The 17,053-nt window shown below is 63.1% G+C and carries 14 protein-coding genes; 7 read left to right on the top strand and 7 right to left on the bottom strand.

The genetic code is table 11. The features are described from left to right. Positions 1-36: 36 nt before the first annotated feature. The 4 genes from IQ16_RS39245 to IQ16_RS39230 all read right to left on the bottom strand — a co-directional run bounded on the left by IQ16_RS39245 (position 37) and on the right by IQ16_RS39230 (position 2,821). Entirely contained in the window at positions 37-243 is a 207-nt protein-coding gene (locus IQ16_RS39245; RefSeq protein WP_145832112.1) for a helix-turn-helix transcriptional regulator, read from the bottom strand. Between the two features lie 76 nt (positions 244-319). Then, on the bottom strand, positions 320-1,030 hold the full coding sequence (locus tag IQ16_RS39240; RefSeq protein ID WP_145832111.1) for a hypothetical protein: 711 nt from the start codon (positions 1,028-1,030) through the stop codon (positions 320-322). Positions 1,031-1,032: 2 nt separating this feature from the next. Beyond that, on the bottom strand, positions 1,033-1,551 hold the full coding sequence (locus IQ16_RS39235; RefSeq protein WP_145832110.1) for a hypothetical protein: 519 nt from the start codon (positions 1,549-1,551) through the stop codon (positions 1,033-1,035). A 100-nt stretch (positions 1,552-1,651) separates the two neighbouring features. Then, complete coding sequence (locus IQ16_RS39230; protein WP_145832109.1) at positions 1,652-2,821, bottom strand: site-specific integrase; 1,170 nt, start codon at positions 2,819-2,821, stop codon at positions 1,652-1,654. Positions 2,822-4,004: 1,183 nt separating this feature from the next. On the opposite strand from IQ16_RS39230, the gene IQ16_RS46995 reads away from it, so the two are divergent. Then, entirely contained in the window at positions 4,005-4,235 is a 231-nt protein-coding gene (locus IQ16_RS46995) for a hypothetical protein (protein ID WP_018646781.1), read from the top strand. Positions 4,236-4,430: 195 nt separating this feature from the next. Here the strand turns inward: IQ16_RS46995 and IQ16_RS39215 are convergent, their stop codons facing one another. Together IQ16_RS39215 and IQ16_RS39210 are read right to left on the bottom strand one after the other, a co-directional pair. After that, positions 4,431-4,751, bottom strand: a complete 321-nt coding sequence (locus IQ16_RS39215; protein WP_018646780.1) for a hypothetical protein — start codon at positions 4,749-4,751, stop codon at positions 4,431-4,433. Between the two features lie 50 nt (positions 4,752-4,801). Then, positions 4,802-9,625: an NAD-glutamate dehydrogenase gene (locus tag IQ16_RS39210; RefSeq protein ID WP_020608071.1), complete on the bottom strand. Its 4,824-nt coding sequence runs from the start codon at positions 9,623-9,625 to the stop codon at positions 4,802-4,804. Between the two features lie 391 nt (positions 9,626-10,016). On the opposite strand from IQ16_RS39210, the gene IQ16_RS46990 reads away from it, so the two are divergent. The 4 genes from IQ16_RS46990 (at position 10,017) to pyrF (ending at position 13,007) form a co-directional block, all read left to right on the top strand. Beyond that, the gene (locus IQ16_RS46990; RefSeq protein ID WP_244636039.1) at positions 10,017-10,427 is read left to right on the top strand and encodes an alpha/beta fold hydrolase; all 411 of its coding nucleotides are present in this window, start codon (positions 10,017-10,019) and stop codon (positions 10,425-10,427) included. After that, positions 10,424-10,798 (top strand): alpha/beta fold hydrolase, encoded by a 375-nt coding sequence (locus tag IQ16_RS46985; protein WP_244636038.1) that lies wholly within the window; start codon positions 10,424-10,426, stop codon positions 10,796-10,798. The genes IQ16_RS46990 and IQ16_RS46985 overlap by 4 nt, the downstream gene beginning before the upstream one ends. Before the next feature lie 119 nt (positions 10,799-10,917). Next, positions 10,918-11,820, top strand: coding sequence for a hypothetical protein (locus IQ16_RS39200; protein ID WP_026312580.1), 903 nt, complete (start codon positions 10,918-10,920; stop codon positions 11,818-11,820). A gap of 281 nt (positions 11,821-12,101) precedes the next feature. Continuing rightward, positions 12,102-13,007 (top strand): orotidine-5'-phosphate decarboxylase, encoded by a 906-nt coding sequence (pyrF, locus tag IQ16_RS39195; protein ID WP_018646776.1) that lies wholly within the window; start codon positions 12,102-12,104, stop codon positions 13,005-13,007. Between the two features lie 150 nt (positions 13,008-13,157). Here pyrF and IQ16_RS39190 read toward each other — a convergent pair whose 3' ends face one another. After that, positions 13,158-13,934: an IclR family transcriptional regulator gene (locus IQ16_RS39190; protein ID WP_018646775.1), complete on the bottom strand. Its 777-nt coding sequence runs from the start codon at positions 13,932-13,934 to the stop codon at positions 13,158-13,160. Positions 13,935-14,149: 215 nt separating this feature from the next. Here IQ16_RS39190 and IQ16_RS39185 point away from each other — a divergent pair, with 215 nt between their 5' ends. Together IQ16_RS39185 and IQ16_RS39180 are read left to right on the top strand one after the other, a co-directional pair. After that, on the top strand, positions 14,150-14,941 hold the full coding sequence (locus IQ16_RS39185) for an enoyl-CoA hydratase/isomerase family protein (protein ID WP_026312579.1): 792 nt from the start codon (positions 14,150-14,152) through the stop codon (positions 14,939-14,941). Positions 14,942-14,944: 3 nt separating this feature from the next. Further along, positions 14,945-17,032: an acetate--CoA ligase family protein gene (locus IQ16_RS39180; RefSeq protein WP_018646773.1), complete on the top strand. Its 2,088-nt coding sequence runs from the start codon at positions 14,945-14,947 to the stop codon at positions 17,030-17,032. The last annotated feature ends 21 nt before the right edge of the window (positions 17,033-17,053 follow it).

Below are 17,053 nucleotides of genomic sequence, written 5' to 3'. Positions count from 1 at the left end.
TCCAACAGTGCCCGTTGGCTTCCAAAGTGACGCCGCTCAGACATTGTACGACACCCTGGCCGACGTGGAGGTTCGTGCGTTGCTGTCGAGCCACTGGTCCACGTCGCTGCGACGGTAAAGGACCCGCCTGCCTGCTTTGAGGTAGGCTGGCCCGCATCCCTCGACGCGCCACCGTTCCAGTGTGCGTTCCGAGACGGCCAGGATCTGGGCCAGTTGCTGTTGGGGAAGTAAGTCTGCTGTCATCTGTGCCTCTTGCAGTGAAATTCTGCGAGGCTTCTCTCACGGGCGAGAACGTGTGTCGGCCGGTAATGGTCGGTAACTAGTTTCCGACCTCCTTCTTGAATCTGTCCAGAAATCGGCGGATGCGTCCCTTCAGCTCCGTGTCACCAGGTTCGGTGTCCCAGTTGTTCTGACACCATTGAGCCATTGCCTTCACCATGTCCGCCTGGGTCTTTGGAATGCCGCTTTCATAGATCCAAGCGGCAGCTGCAGCATAGAAATCAGGCCAATCGTATTTTGCGGGTCGGCCGACATTTGGTCTGACAGCCGCACCGGAGACGGGGCTGTTGAGAGCAGGGAGGGCCGACAAGACCTCCTCGGTCGCGAGCATTACCGGTTGGAAGAAGGCCCGATTTCCCCATGCAAGGAAATCGCCGGAGAAGTTGAGGGTATGAAACAGTTCAGGCGGTAGATCGAAGCCTTCCCTGATCTCTAATGCAGACGCATTCCATCGAATTTCGCCTGTAAACCAGGTCGAGGCTGGCACTTCGAACGGGCCTATCTGGGCAACGGGAGTGGGAGCCAAAGGGTCCTCACCCTCGTAAACCACGCTTATGCGGGCGGTGGCGGTTAGCTCTCCATCGGCAAGTAGCGCGAGGAGACGGCGCAGATTTTCGCTGGATCCAAGCTCATTCTCGTCCAAGCGCGCCTTGGTACCCGCAAACAACCGTTCGGGTACTGGTCTGATTCCCCGCGTGATCCAGAGCGCCACCTGCGCGAGCGAAATCTGATCGGGTAGCTCGGAAGACATATTCACTTCCTTGTATTCGACTCAAGCTGCAAATACTTCTGGCGCTTATCCCGAGCAGCTATTGCGTCCGTGATGCCCTTCCTCATCTCGGTTTCGCCGGCCTTTTCTTGAAGCGGTTGGTCCACAAGCTGCGAGGCGATGATTTGAAGGACGCCCTTTTTGATTGCCGATTCCGCCTCGTGGCGATCGATGGTCCCGTCCTGATTCCGGCGATCGATATCTCGCTCCAGAATCTTTCCGGCGCGTTCCCGGTCGTACAGGTCTTCGACGGCGTCGCTCATCTTCAAGGCCTTGGCTATCATGCCCGCCGGAGGCCAATGCCCGGCGGCGTCCTTGAACCTGCTCGCTGCCTGTACGACCTCACTGCACAACGGGATCAATTCGTGCGGCTTCCCTGCTCCCCGAATGGTTCGAAGTGTTGTTGCAGCCAACGAGCGTAAGATGTCGACAAACTCTTCCTCGGATGGAACTCGATCGCGGTCACTTGGGCCGCCGCCATCTATGATGGTGAAGTCTGGCATGGAGATTCCCTTTTGAGCATACGGTTGGAACTTCTGAGCGTGGGTGTTCGAGTGAGACGTCTCGATCGCGCTTACGGATGCCGGACGCTTTGAGAGCGGCTCAACGTGCCTCTGGCGCCTTGGGGGTTAGAGCGGCCCCCAAGCTATCGGCGATTTGTTGGCCAACGGATCTCAACGGATCGTTTGCGAGGTGGGCATACCGTTGGGTCGTAGCCGGATTCTTATGACCCAGCAGCTTACCGATCATGTAAAGGGATGCGCCGGCGCCTGCCGCGATGCTCGCAAAGGTGTGGCGCATGTCGTGCAACCTTACTCCGTCCAACCCCGCTTTGCGCCTAATGCCGCGCCAGGTGGTCTTTAGTTCTTTGATGGGCTCTCCCTCATTTCGGCCCGGAAGGACGTACGGATTTCCCGCTACCCGAGTTAGTTCCTGAAGCACGGCAATGGCCAAGGCATTCAAGTGAATGGGTTTCCGGCCCGTCTTGCTATCGGGCAAGAACAACATCGACCGTTCAAGATCCACAAAATCCCACCTGAGTGTCAGAATCTCGCCGCGGCGAGCACCCGTGAAGAGTAGGAGCCGGATGGCTGCGATCGTGGATGGCAGGCTCCGACCGTTCTGCTCAGCTTCCTGAAGGGAGTCAGCCAGGCGGTTGATCTCTTCTGTGGTGAGAAATCGTTCGCGAGGATTCTCGCGATACTTCTCAATATGGCGGCAGGGGTTGCTGTCCCTGGGAACCAATTCCCGCGCTTCAGCAAACGAAAACATCTTGGAGATAACCGCGACAGTCCGATTTGCCTGGTACTGAGTCTCATGCAGATCGTGATGAAGGCCGGCAATATCAGCGTTCCTGATGTCTTTCGCGATCCGCTTTCCCAGTTTCGGGAGAACCAACCGGTTCAGGATATCACGGTACAGGCTGGCCGTACTGGCCTTGCGCTTTCTTTGAACGTGTTCGGCCAGGAACAGCTTTGCCAGCTCCGCGACCGTGAGGTCTTTCACCTTGGACCTTCCGTTCGAGGGGTCTCCGCCGCGAGCAATCTCACCCAGCATGCCGACGGCATGACGCCTCGCCGTGTCCGGGGTCCATGGGGCGCCATGCTTGCCGATCGTGAACCATCGCTGCCGCCCGTTCACGCGCGCCTTCAGACCATAGACCTTGTCCCTTCGTTGGCATCGAACAGAGAACCCGGACAGCTCACTGTCCCAGACGATCTCGCCAGGTTTGAGGGAGTCGACGACGCGCTTGGTAATGCGTTTGGCAGCCATGGTGCTGACTGTAATAGCTACCAGTTAGCAACCTAGCAACCAAGAAATAGGTCGTAGATGCGCGACCGTGTGTCGTCACCCTATAGGAAAATTACAGGTAAATCGTAGCCATTCGAGCTTCCGAGTAGTTAGACCCTGAAACTACGAATCTGAGGGTCGGACGTTCGAATCGTTCCGGGCGCGCCATTTTTATCTTGCTTCTGAGCGGTCGGTAGGTCGGCAGCGCTCCCCTCGGATGCGGCGTCCGCTTGCCTTGAGCGAGGACGACCAGTCCGCTGCCTCTCGGTCCCGGACTGTCGTAGCGCTACGCCGGTCGAGTGGATCGAACGGAAAGTCGGTGGGCACCAGATCACCTTGTCGATGAAGGAGGTGGTCGCGTGCCCAGCGGAGCAGAGGTTGCGGGTGTCACTCTGGTGATCAGTGCCCTCGTCCTGAACAGCTTTCAACCGACGGCGCGAGCAATTCCGGGATGATCGAAAAGGCCGCTATCGAAGGTATCCGAACCGCCCCGGGACAGCCGGGAGGACAGCCGGTCGCGGTAGGCGCCTTTGGGTCAAGCCGGCCTTCACCATCGGGACGCGCTCGATGAACTGGGCAAACTTGGTTATCGCGTCAGCCGGCGGGCATGGTTCCCCTGGTGCTGTTTAGGACCTTGGTTCCCTCTGCTGCTGCTTAGGACCTTTAGGGCGCGGCGAGCGTTGAGGCGATAGCGCCGGGGCAGGACCGCGAACCCCGGAGTTCGGATCATGAGCACGATCCCTGCGGACCTTGAAAGAAAGTTCGAACAACGGTGGGCCGCCAGATTGGCGCGGTCCATTCCACCGCCATTTGCGCGCCCCGCCTGTCCGATGTGCAAGGCCCAGATGATGCTCGTCAGCATCGAGCCAGAAAGCCCAAGCGTGGACTTGCACATGTTTCGATGCGCTGTCTGCAATCACATACTTACGACCTTCGCAGCGCATGAAGATCCCAGACATTCCAAGGGCCGCTGGCTGCAAGGCGATTTGCGCCCACCGAAGTAACCCGCGCTCCAAGTCGTGACCGAAGGCGAGACGCCGCGGCTGCCGGAAGGTTTCAGGGTCGAGTTCGACAAGGATGGTTGGCGGACTCGCATGAGGCGGCGATATCCTCAATGCATCCGCCGCTCTGACTGATCTCCACTAATCCGCCGGCCGGCTATGGCATGACCATGTCCGATGACTGGACCAAACGAGCGACGAACATCCTTCGAGAACTTCATGCTGCTGAGACGGAGCTAATCGGCAGGGGTGTTATCCTGACCGACGGTAAGGCGGGGACGATTGATCGCGTCTTCCTTGACGAGGTGCACGGGCTCCGGATCTCGATCGGTGGCCACGACGGCAAGTGGCCGATTTCGACTGTGAAGCTTCTAGACTCCGGTTTTACCAGATAGCGCAGGCTGGCCGCGGCAACGACCGATCGAGGCTGGGGGGCGGTCGCAGATTAGTCGCTGGAGCGAGTAATCGGCCGTCGCACCACAGCGCTACAGCGAAACAATAGTGCCCATCTTCATCGGCCGTGGCGCGCCATTTCCGCTTCTCTTGCGATGCCGCCAACCTATTGTGGCCTTTGCCGCGCTTCCCGTGGTTTACGGGATCCTTGCCACGACGTTGGGCCGGTTCTGCTTGAGCCAGGCGACGGCCTCAGGTCCATCGACGACGCATTCGAAGGTTTCCCAGGTCGGGTCCTCCAGGGATTCCGATTGCAGTCGCTTCGCCGCATACTCGACGAGGTCGTGCAAGCCTTCGTATCCTCGTCGGTGCTCGAGGGACTCTGCAATCGCCTTGCTGGTCCATCCTCGCTGGGCCAAATCGATGATGCTCGGAGCATCAGCCTCGCTGAACCACGGCGTGGCATCGAACTCGATGCAGCGGACATTGTCGGCGGTATGGCAAGTGGCGTGGATCATTGGATTCCTCCGTCCTCATTGCACGTCTCGCATCTCTGCCTCGCACGCCCTCAGGCTTTGACCAGGTCCCCCAGCAGGTTCGCCGCCACCATCAGCTTCGCGAGCGTCAGGCCGCCGGCGGCAATCTCCTCGACCGTACGGCGGATGCGCGTTGCCTCGGGATGAGCTGCAAGCCAGGTTTCCACCGCCTGCTGACCGGATTGGCCGATGGTCAGCATATCCGCGGCCAGGCGTCTTTCGGCAGCCGCGATCAGGTCGACGGCGCGGTCGATGGCGAGGCGCTCGAAATGATCGCTTGCCGGCACGTTGCGTGCAGCGGCGGTGATGCGGTCGAGACGGAAATTGGCCTCGGCGGCAAAGAACGTCGCGGCGGCGTCACCGATGCTGCGGCTGGTGCGCTCGGCGACCGTCACGATGTCGGGCGCCGAGACCAGGGCGTCGAGGTCGGCCAGGTCGCCGGCGAGTCCGGTCGGGACGCCGGCATCGATCAGGTCCTGCCGGCGCTTGCTGCGCGCGGCCTGCAGGTCCGGTGGCAGGGCGTTGTCGAGCGAGGCTGCGACCTCGCGGACGGCAGGGCCAAACCGGGCGATCACTGCACTGAGACCGTCCTTGAAATCGACATTGCGCACGTACCAGACCATGCGGGAGAGCAGGAGATCCTGGATCGCCGCGTAGAGGCCGAGCTGCAACTGTCCATCGATGAGGCTGTCGAGCGCATCGATCCCGTCATTGAGCCGCCTGAGCTCGTAGATCGCGTCCACCGCCACCTGGGCCATGACGATGGTCGAGATATCGGCGTCGGTCTCGTCGGTCAGGCGTACGATGCAGGCCGGCCCCCCGCGGTTGATCACGGCATTGACGAGACTGGTCGCGATGATCTCGCGTCGGAGGCGATGGAGCTCGACCGCGGCCGGGAATTTGTCGGGAACCTCGCGCGGAAAATACAGGGACAGTCTGCGGGCGAGATAAGGATCGTCAGGCACGCCGGTTTCGAGCAGGTCGCTGTAGAGTGTCAGCTTGGCATAGGCGAGCAACACGGCAAGCTCGGGCCGTGTCAGGGCTTGGCCGCGTCGTGTGCGCTCGGCGATCGCGGCGTCGTCAGGCAGGAATTCGACGGCGCGGCTGAGCAGGCTGCGTTGCTCGAGCGACTGCATCAGGCGCGTGAGGAAGCCGGTCTTGGCCATGCCCTTGCGTTCGGCGAGCGAGAGCGCCAGCGTCTGCAGATAGTTGTTGCGCAGCACGAGCGTGCCGACTTCGCCGGTCATCGCGGCAAGCAGGGTGTTGCGGTCGGCCGGGCTGAGGCGCCCCTCGCGCTCGGGGCGCGCCAATGCGATCTTGATGTTGACCTCGACGTCGGACGTATTCACGCCGGCCGAATTGTCGATCGCGTCGGTGTTGAGCTTGACGCCCTTCTGCGCCGCTTCGATGCGCCCGCGCTGGGTGACGCCGAGATTGGCGCCTTCGCCGATCACCCTGGCGCGAACGTCGGTCCCGGTAATGCGGATCGGATCGTTGGCGCGGTCGCCGGCCTGATCGTCGCTTTCCGAGGAGGAGCGGATGTAGGTGCCGATGCCGCCGAACCACAACAGGTCCGCGCGCGCCTTCAGGATCGCCGTCATCACCTCGAAGGGCGTGGCCTGCTCCTTGTCGAGATCGAGCAGGGCGCGCACTTCAGGTGCGAGCGGGATCGCCTTGAGCGAGCGCGAGAACACGCCACCGCCCTGCGATATCAGCGACTTGTTGTAGTCCTGCCAGCTCGATCGCGGCAGGTCGAACAGGCGCTTGCGCTCGGCGAAGCTGGCCGCCGGGTCGGGGGAGGGGTCGATGAAGATGTCGCGGTGATCGAAGGCTGCAACGAGCTTCGTCGCCGGCGAGAGCAGCATGCCGTTGCCGAAGACGTCGCCGGACATGTCGCCGACGCCGACCACGGTGAAAGGCATGGTCTGAATGTCGGTGCCGAGCTCGCGGAAATGGCGCTTGACCGCCTCCCAGGCGCCGCGCGCCGTGATCCCCATCTTCTTGTGGTCGTAGCCCTGGCTGCCGCCGGAGGCGAAGGCATCGCCGAGCCAATGGTTCTTCTCGGCCGAGATCGCGTTGGCGACGTCGGAGAAGGTGGCGGTGCCCTTGTCGGCGGCGACGACCAGATAGGGATCGTCGCCGTCATGCCGCACGGTCAAGTCGGGCGGCACCACGATGTCGCCGTCGAGATTGTCGGTGAGTTCGAGCAGCGAGCGCACGAAGATGCGATAGGCTTCGGTGCCCTCCGCGAGCCACGCCTCGCGATCGGAGGGCGGCGGCAGGCGCTTGGGCACGAAGCCGCCCTTGGCGCCGACCGGCACGATCACGGCGTTCTTGACTTGCTGCGCTTTGACGAGGCCGAGGATCTCGGTGCGGAAATCCTGCGGCCGGTCGGACCAGCGCAAGCCACCGCGCGCAACCTTGCCGAAGCGCAGGTGAATGCCTTCGACACGCGGTGAATAGACGAAAATCTCGTACAGCGGTCGGGGAGGGGGCAGATCCTCGATCTTGCGCGCGTCGAACTTGAAGGAGATCACCGGGCGCGGATGTCCGTCCTCGCCGATCTGCCACAGATTGGTGCGGATGGTCGCCTGCACCAGATTGGTGAAACGGCGCAGGATGCGGTCTTCATCGAGCGAGGCGACGGATTTGAGCTGCTCCTCGATCTCGGCAAGGAGAGTTATCTCGCGCGCCGAACGCTCGCGATCGGTCAGGACGAGGCGCGGATCGCGGCGGGCCTGGAACAGCGCGACGAGGTTGGCTGTGATCGCGGCGTTCTTGCGCAAGGTCTCCCACATATAGTCCTGGGTGAACGGTGCGCGGATCTGGTGCAGATAGCGCGACAGCGCCCGGATGGTCGAGATTTCCCGCCAGCCCAGGGCCGTGCGCAGGATCAAGGCATTGTACCCGTCGGATTCGGCGCGATCGGTGACCACCGCCATGATCGAGGCCTCCAGGCGATGGCTGAAGTCCCGGCTGATCTCGATCGGCTGGCCGTCGCTGGTCTCGATCGTCATATCGTGCAGCCAGACCGGCTCGGGCCTGTTGCCGGGCACGATCTGATAGGTGCGTTCGTTGACCACGCGCAGGCCGTGATTTTCGATCACCGGCACGCGGTACGACAGCGACAGCGGCGCGGCATCCGAAAACACCTTCAGGCCGAAGCGCTTGGGATCATCCTCCTCGAAGCGGTGAACCGAAATCGTCACCGGGCGGGCCGGCGTGAGCTTCTCGACGGTGGCGATATCGGCGACCGCCTGTTCTGCCGTGGCAGCCTCGGTATAGCCGCCGCTGAAGGCCTGAGCGTAGCGATTTGCGAGCATGCGCGCCCGCATGCCGTCGGTCGACGCAGCCAGCGCCGCCTTCAGCTTGTCGGCCCAGGTCGCGGCAATGGCGCTGATCCCGGCTTCCAGCGTGGCGCGCTCGACGGCGGGAGTCTTACCTTCATAGCGTCCGATGATGTAATGGACGCGCGCCAATGCGCCTTCGGGGAAGGACACGTAGGAGGCCGACAGTGCCCCCTTGTAGCTCTGCGACAGGAAGGCGCCGACGCGCATGCGCACGTCGGTGTCGTATTTGTCGCGCGGAATGAAGACGAGGATGGAAACGAAGCGATCGAACTTGTCGACCCGCGCCAGCGCCCGGACGCGGGGGCGCTCATAGAGGATCAGGATCTCCATGACGAAATCGAAGAGGGTGTCGACGTCGATCTGGAAAAGTTCGTCGCGCGGATATTCCTCGAGAATATGCTGGAGAGCCTTGCCGGAATGGCTGTTCGGGTCGAAGCCGGCGCGCTGGAGCACCCGCGATACCTTGTGGCGAACATAGGGGATCTGTCGTGCCGAGCGCGTGTAGGCGCCCGAGGTGAACAGGCCGACGACTCGCAATTCGCCCTCGAGCCGGCCGTCGGGCGTATAGAGCTTGATGCCGACATAATCCATCCGGATGCGGCGATGAACCCGGCTGCTCACATTGGCCTTGATGACGATGAGCAGGGTCGGCTCGCGCATGAACTCGCGAATCTCCGGCGTCATCACCACCATTTCGCTGCCGCGGCGCAGGACCCTCACATCGGGATCGCGGAGGATGCCGAGACCCTCGGCGGTCGTGATGTCGTCCGACGCATCGCGGCCGGGCGAGAAGCGATATTCGCGCACGCCGAGGAAGGTGAAATTATCCGCGCACAGCCATTGCAGGAACTGGTTGGCCTCGGCGACCTCGTCGATCGGCAGCGGCGGCGGATTGGACGAGAACGTCTTGACCGCGTCCTCGACCCGGTCGCGCATGGCGCGCCAGTCCACGACGCAGGCGCGCACGTCGCCGAGCGTCCTGGTGAGGCCGTCAATCAGCCTCTCGCGGTCCGCGTCGGCGTCCAGGCGGGTGATGTGGAGGTGAATCAGGCTCTCTCGCGCGCCCTTTGCCCCTTCCGGCAGTGCCTCGCCGTAGAAGCGCAGGAGCTTGCCCTGGTCATCGCGCTCCACCGCGATGATGGGGTGAGCGACGAGGCTGACTTCGATGCCCTGCTCGGTGAGCTCCGCCATGGTGGAATCGAACAGGAAGGGCATGTTGTCGTTGAGGATCTCGAGCACGGAGATCTCGCGCCCGTCCGGCATCAGCGGATTGACGACGCGGATATCGGCACGCCCCGCCGTGCGCCGCTGCACGTGCTCCCAGGCCTGCTCCGCCAGGAAGGCAAGCGAGGAGGCATCGTGACTGGCGAGATCCTCGACATTGGTGAAGGCGAACAGAAGCTCGGCAAAGCTGCCGGGGGCCTTGCCCGGCTGCACGCTTCCTGCTGCTTCGCGGATCAGAGTTGCCCGGGCCTTGTCGTCACGCCAAGCCATAGCGTCCTCCATCTCCCAGCCGACGAGCCGCAATGACGGTCGGGCATTGTTCTTGGAGTGCGCCTCTTCGAGCGCATCTTCTCGACCGCGTTTCAGTCGCCTCGGCGACATCATCGGTCTTGCGGCCTTCACGATATTAGCATTCTGCGGCCGTCATGGCGCGGGAAGTTGCGAGGCGCGCTTGGGGGCGGAAAATCGATGCCGACGACCATCGCGTCATTGGTGCTCTGCAAAATGACGAGGAATTTCAATTGTATATGAGTTCGTGATTTTGTTCTGAAGGGCGCGCCATTTCAGGCACCGCGGCGAACCGGAGTGCCCATCTTTATCGGCCGTGGCGCGTCACTTAGACTAGGTACTCGCCAGAGACGCCTGGACATGTCGGTGAATATGGAGATGACCCATGAAACTCGCGCATGACGGCATCCAGCTGTCGTTCGACATCGCCGGGGCGGGACCGCTTCAATTCCTGTTCGTCCATGGCCTGGGCGGGGATCGCACCCATTTTGCGCCACAAATGGAATATTTCGCCCGTCAAGGTCGGGCGTTGAATGCCGAGCTGCGGGGACATGGCGAGAGCGACAAGCCGCAACAGGCGTATTCGATCGAAGGCTTCGCCGATGATCTCGTCTTTCTGTGCAACCGACAGCAGATCACGAAGCCGGTCATCGTGGGTCAAAGCATGGGCGGCAACATGGCCCTCGAAATCGCCGCCCGCTATCCGGACTTTCCTGCAGGCCTGGTGCTGCTCGATTCAGGGGTGCTCTTCCCTGCCTCGGCAGGGACCGTGTTCGCCGGATACTGGAGGGCTTGAAGGGTGCGGATTTTGCGGACGAGGTCCGGAAAATCGTGGCGGACTCCTGTCTGCCGACCGACAGATGCCGCGCCCATGTCGAACAGACCTTTCTGGCGACGCCACAGCATGTGCTGGTATCCACGTTTACAAGTCTGTTCCCCTGGGATGTGCATCGGGCGCGTGAGTGCGCGCAGGCGTGCCGGGTCCCGGTGCTCTACATCGAAGCGGCCCATCGGCTCGCGGATCTGGATCGTTTTGCGGCGCTGTGCCCGCAACTGGTCACGGCCAAAGCCGTCGGCTCCGGGCATTTCCTGTCGCTGGAAGTGCCGGAGCAGATCAACCCGATGATCGACCGGTTTATCTCGCTCTACGTGCGAAGACCCGGGTAAGCTTCGTCGCGGCGGGATAGCCGTGCGCGGGTCGGCGAGATTCATCATAGCGCCACGGCGAATCAATAGTGCCCACCTTCATTGGCCGTGGCGCGTCATTTGCGGTAGTAAGTTGTCCCATGCGTACGATCGACCGTCTGATCTCCTGCCTCATTCTGTTCCTTGCCATCGCAGCCGTTCCGGTGCTTCCCGTGCACGCGGCGGAAAGCTGCCCGTTCATCAGCGCCCAGCAGCTCGCCGGTGCGATGCCGGCGCTCAAATGGTCGCTGATTTCAAATCAGGACGGTCGCGGCTGCATCTACCAGGCCGGGCGCGGCGACACGATGATGCTGTCCGTGTTCCGCAATCCCGACAAGGACCGCGCCAGGGAATTGTACGCGACCTTCGTCAAGACGCTTGGCGAGCGCATGCCGCTTAACGCGGTGTCCGGGATCGGTGACGAAGGCCAGGGCGGAACGACCGCCGCCGGCGCAGAGCGCCAGGAGGCCTCGGTCGTCGCCTTGTCCGGCGATTACATTCTGCAGATCACCGTCTATCCGATCGGCCGGCGTGCCGACGATGCGCTGCTCCGACCGCTCACCGAAGCCGCGCGCGTCGCCATCGCCAGCGTGAGCAGGAGCAGCGAGCGGTTCGGCAATTGCGAATGGCTCACGGCCGCCGATGCCGACGGCTTTCTCGACGACAGCACGCTGACGGTGCAGCGGACCGGCGCGGGCAGCTGCATGATGTTCGATCGCGAGGCCAACACCATGACCGTCGCGGTGATCGACATCTCGCGCAACACCGTCATGGGCATGATGAAACGCGCGGGCCCGTGCCAACACGTGGCGATCCCCGAGCTCGGCAGTGAAGCGTTCGGCGAGCATTCCTGCACCAAGGGCAACGGCAACGCCGTCACCATCTATGTCTGGAAGAACGGCAGGCAGGCCTCGATCCTGTTCGCGCCGGTCAAGCCGCATCCGGAGTCCGGCTCGGTCGAGCGCCTGAAGGCGGTCGCCGGGCGCGTCTATGGAAAACTGTAACGGTCTGCGGATCGGAGACGTCAGCGACGCCGTTTTCGATGGCGTCGTAGAGAGCTTGAGTTTGGCTTCCGCTTCGGCCGTACGCTCGCGCAATTCGGCGATATGCGTCGTTCGGCGCTCGGCGCGCTCTTTCCGGCGATGGAGGACGGCCGATAGGATTTGCTCGAGACGCTTGTCGGTCCTCAATGGCGTCGTAAACCCAACTCGGGGACAATAGTCGCATCCATGTAGACCCGGGTCGGGCGATCAGCTATCCGAAGAAGCGTTGTGGAGGTTGATGGATGTCAGGCAGGACCTGGACCAACATCGTTGAAGGCAATGTCCTCTCCTACGGAGAGATCGTTCTGGGTATTGATCCCTATCTTCCGGACGTCCCCGCCGAGTTCGAACCAGACGATGGCGGCAATGATTGGCTGCTGCGCTATCTCGATTTCATCCTTTCAGCCACCATCGGCCGAATCGGTTTCGTCAAATTCCAGTCAGCGTATTTCGAGGCCTACGGCCTTGCCGGATTGAGTGCCCTGTCGTTTGCGATGAAGCGGGCACGTGCGGCCGGCATGGGTGTCATTCTTGATGCCAAGCGGGGAGATATTGGATCGACCGCAGCCGCCTATGCGCGCGCTTATCTCACGCCGGCAGACGCTGGGGGCAGCGGTGATTTTGAGGCTGATTGCTTGACCATCAATCCCATGATGGGTCCCGATACGTTGGAGCCATTCCTCGAATGCGTTCGCAGATTTGGCAAAGGCCTGTTCGTTTTGTGCCGCACGTCCAATCCCGGTGCCGGTTGGCTGCAGGATCGAATGACAGGCAATCGCTTTGTTTCAGATCGGCTCGCCGATTTGATTACGACAATTGGCAGGGATTGCGAGCAGGACTCACGCCTCAGTCCCGTCGGAGCAGTGATCGGAACGACGGCGCCACAGGAAGGAAAGCGGCTCCGCCTGCTGCTGCCAAACGCAATCATACTCGCTCCCGGGCTCGGGCCGCAGGGAGGAGACCCCGCGGCGCTGAACGCACTGCGCGGTTCCCGGCCGGGAGATCTTCTGGTGCCGGTCTCTCGCGGCCTGTTGCGAGCGGAGGACCGTTCTATTTCCCTCGGTGACTATGAAATCCTCATCAACACGCGTCTCGACCAACTGAAGGCGACGATTGCTGCAGTGCCCAGCCTTAGTGCGACCGCTTGACGTCCGTCCGGCCGGCCGTGCGTGCCTCGTCATTCAAAACAGGCTGGCGCTTATGGCATAATATGCCATACCTCATGAATTCAACCGGGGGCGCCGCTCGGCCAACCGCCGCGTGTGACCGTCGTTCCGATCGCGGTTTCGGTCTCCACGTCAACGGCTCGCCAGTACCTCCTTGCACTTGGCCGCAAAGGCGTTGAGGTACGAGCCGATCTCGTTCGCCAGCGCATCGGACCGGTCGACATTCTGCAGGCTCATGTTGAGTGCGTAGACCGGAAGCCCGTCCAGCACGATCGGCGTTGCGACGGCAAGAACGGCGGGTTGCCACGACACCGCGCAATAGCCGTCGCACTCGACGGAGGCGATCGATCTCCTGACGTCGGCAAGCAGCGCCTTCGTGGCGGCAGTGCTGCGCCGTTTGAACAGTTTCAGCAACCGCTCGCGCTCGGTCTCTGCAATGCCGGCGAGGTATGCGCGACCGAGCGACGTCAGCTCCATCGGCACCTGCTGGCCGGCAACCACGTTGCGCAGCGCCGCGCGCGGGCTGTAGCGGATCGACTCCAGGTAAACCATCATGGTTCTATCAGCGGTAGCTAACCCGACGTTCAGCCGGCGCTTGGCCGATTCTGCCCGCATCATCGGGCCGATCGCGTTGAGCACGGGTGATCCCGTCCGCATGGCGTGGCCGATGCTGATGACGGATGCGGCAAGGCGGTAGGCCCGCTCGGCGCGGACTTCGTCGAGCATCCCGGAATTGACCAGCGTCCGTGTCAGCCGGCTGACCGTCGATCGCGGCAAGCCAGTTCGCTCCGCAATCTCGCCGTTGCCCAGCGTGTCGACGCCGGGCCGGAACGCCCGGAGGATTTCGATGCCTCTTTCGAGCGAGCGGTTGCCATCGACCCCGCCCGCATATCTGCGCGCCTGCGCCAAACCAGCCTCCTTACGCATTTCCACTAAGTGGAATTAAGGGGATGTTCGGGCGGGTGCAAGCCGCTATAGGCACCGGAAAGAAGAATGCCTGGCTACGCACGGGCTCGACGAGGAAACGGCAGCGCCTGAAATCGGCATTCGGGAGCCTGCGCGGATTCTTGCGATATCCGCGATGCGTAGCGGTGATCGATCCGACGCCAACCACGGAGCGTGCCATGCCCTATCAGCTCATCGAATTTTCCGTCGAAGCCGGCGTTGCGACCGTCGCATTCAACCGCCCGGAACGGCGCAATGCCATGAGCGACGAGATGCGCGCCGAGTTCGCCGGCGCGCTGGAAGCCGTGTCGCGCGACAAGGCGATCAAGGCCCTGGTGCTGACGGGGCGCGGCAACGCCTTCTGCGCCGGCGGCGACATCAGCGGCATGAAGCGCCGGCTCGAGGCGCCGCAGGGGGAAGTCGCATTCAACGGCTGGAGCCGGCAGCAGGGCGTGCATCACGTGCAATCGCTGCTGCTGGGCCTGCCGAAGCCAACCATCGCCGCCGTCAACGGCGCCGCGGCCGGCCTCGGTGCCGACACGGCGCTCGCCTGCGACTTCGTCATGGGCACGGAACGATCGAAGTTCACCTGGTCCTACATCAAGCGCGGCTTGATCCCCGACGGCGGCGGCCTGTATTTCCTGCCGCGCCGGGTCGGGCTTCCCAGGGCAAAGGAGCTGATCTTCACCGGGCGCGTCGTCGAGGCCGACGAAGCGCTCGCGCTCGGCATCGTCGATCGCAAGGTGGCGGCGGCCGAGCTGCTGCCGGCTGCGCAGGCCTGGGCGGCCGAGCTGGCTCAGGGATCTCCCACCGCGCTGGCGCTAAGCAAGAAGATCCTGAATGAGACCTTCGAGCATTCCGCGCACGATATCTTCAATCTCGGCAGCCAGGCGCAGGCCATCTGCTACACCAGCGCGGAGCATCGCGACGCCGTGACGGCGTTCCTCGCGCAATCCTCGTCGAAGGATTGAGCGATGAACGCGATCGAACGCCTGATCCGGCCACGCAGCATCGCAATCATCGGCGCGTCCGCGGACCCGAGCAAGACGTCGGGGCGGCCGGTGTCCTATCTTAGGAAGCACGGCTTTGCCGGTGCGATCTATCCCGTCAATCCGAAGGTCGCAGAAATCGGCGGTCTCAAATGTTACGCCGACGTTGCTTCGCTGCCTGATGTGCCTGATGTCGGCATTGTCCTGCTCGGCGCGGAGCGGGCGCACATCGCGGTGCGCGAATTGGCAGAGCGCGGCACTGCGGCGGCGATCGTTCTCGCCAGCGGCTTCACCGAAACCGGGGCGGAAGGCGCCGCGCGCCAGCAGCAGCTCATGCAAGCCGCCGGATCGATGCGCCTGCTCGGGCCGAACACGATCGGCCTCGTCAATCTCACCGACAATATCGTGCTGTCGGCCTCAGGCGCGCTGGCGATGGACCGCTTCCCGGCAGGTCCGATCGGGCTGGTCTCGCAAAGCGGCGGCATTCTCGGCGCCGTGCTGTCGCGCGCCGCGGCGCGCGGAGTCGGGCTGTCCAAGCTGGTGTCGACCAGCAACGAAGCCGATCTCGAACTCGCCGACTTCATCGACTTTCTCGCCGACGACGGCGCGACCAGGGTCATTGCGCTCTATATCGAGGCGATCCGCAATCCATCCCGCTTCCGCGAGGCGGTGCTCAAGGCGCGGCGCGCCGGCAAGCCCGTTGTCGCCTTCAAGATCGGGCGATCGGAGGCGGGGGCAAAGGCGGCCGTATCGCACACGGGGGCGCTTGCGGGCTCCGACCGCATGTATGACGCTTTGTTCAGGCAGCTCGGCGTGATCCGCGCGAAGACGTTCGAAGACCTGCTCGACATTCCCGCAGCCCTTTCGGCGGGACGGAAGCTCTCCGGCAGGCGCGTGGCGATCCTCACCTCGACCGGCGGCGCTGGCACGATCGTGTCCGACAGCCTGGGCATGGCAGGCTTCGCAACGCCCGCACCCGATGCGGAGACGGCCGCGCAACTGCGCGCCCTGCAATCGGGATCGCACGCCATGCTCGACCGCAATCCGATCGACGTGACCCTGGCCGGCCTGCAGCCGGATCTGCTGCGCGGCGCTATCCGCATCCTGCTCGCAAGCCCCTCCTACGATGCGCTGGTCGTCATTGCCGGCTCGTCCGCCGTGGGATCGCCGGCTCTGATGGCCGATGCCATCCACGACTGCCTGCCGCTCAGCGACAAGCCCGTCATTGCCTATGTGAGTCCCTACGCGCCCGACGTGGTCTCCGTCCTCACCCGGCAAGGCGTCCCGGCCTATACGTCCGCCGAGAGCTGCGCCGCTGCGCTCGACGGGCTGTTGCAGGCCGCAATGCCGGAACAGGTCCAGACCTCCGTCTCTATCGAGACGACGGTCGACATCAGCGACGTCCCGGCAGGATCGCTGGATGAGGCACAGGCCAAGGCGTTGTTCGCCCGCTTTGGTGTTCCGACCGTGGCGGAGAAGGTGGTCGCAACGGCTGAAGAAGCGGAGCAGGTGGCGCGCGACTTCGGCGGCTCCGTCGTGCTCAAGATTCTCTCGCGCGAGATCGCGCACAAGAGCGACGTCGGCGGCGTCGCGGTCAATCTGACGGCCGAGACGATTGGCGGCCGCTTGGCGGCGATGGCCGACGAGGTCGCGCTCAGGACCGGGAAGCGGCCCGACCAATTCCTGGTTCAGGAGATGATTTCAGGCGGCGTCGAGATCATTCTCGGCATGCATCGGGATCCCCTGGGCGTGGCGATCCTGCTCGGAATGGGTGGTGTCGCCGCCGAGCTGTTCAAGGACACGACGATGCGGCTGCTTCCGCCGCAAGGCGGTCTCAGCCTGGCCGAGGCTCGCGCGATGGCGCGCGATCTCGTCACCTGGCCGTTGCTGGATGGTTTTCGGGGCCGGCCGAAATGCGATGTCGAGGCGCTCGCTGCCGCGGTCGTCGATTTCTCGCGCATGGTTGCGCAGCTCGGCGATCGCCTCGTCGAGGCCGAGATCAATCCGGTCTTCGTGCTGCCGGCGGGCCAGGGTGTGAAGGCGGCCGACGGATTGGTCGTTCTCAATGTCTGAACAAAACCGGATGGAGCTCCA

The sequence above is a fragment of the Bradyrhizobium huanghuaihaiense genome (assembly GCF_007830635.1).
GTDB classification, from domain to species: domain Bacteria; phylum Pseudomonadota; class Alphaproteobacteria; order Rhizobiales; family Xanthobacteraceae; genus Bradyrhizobium; species Bradyrhizobium huanghuaihaiense.
The sequence above is the reverse complement of the archived record's forward strand: the minus strand, read 5'-3'. Positions and strand labels throughout refer to the sequence as shown.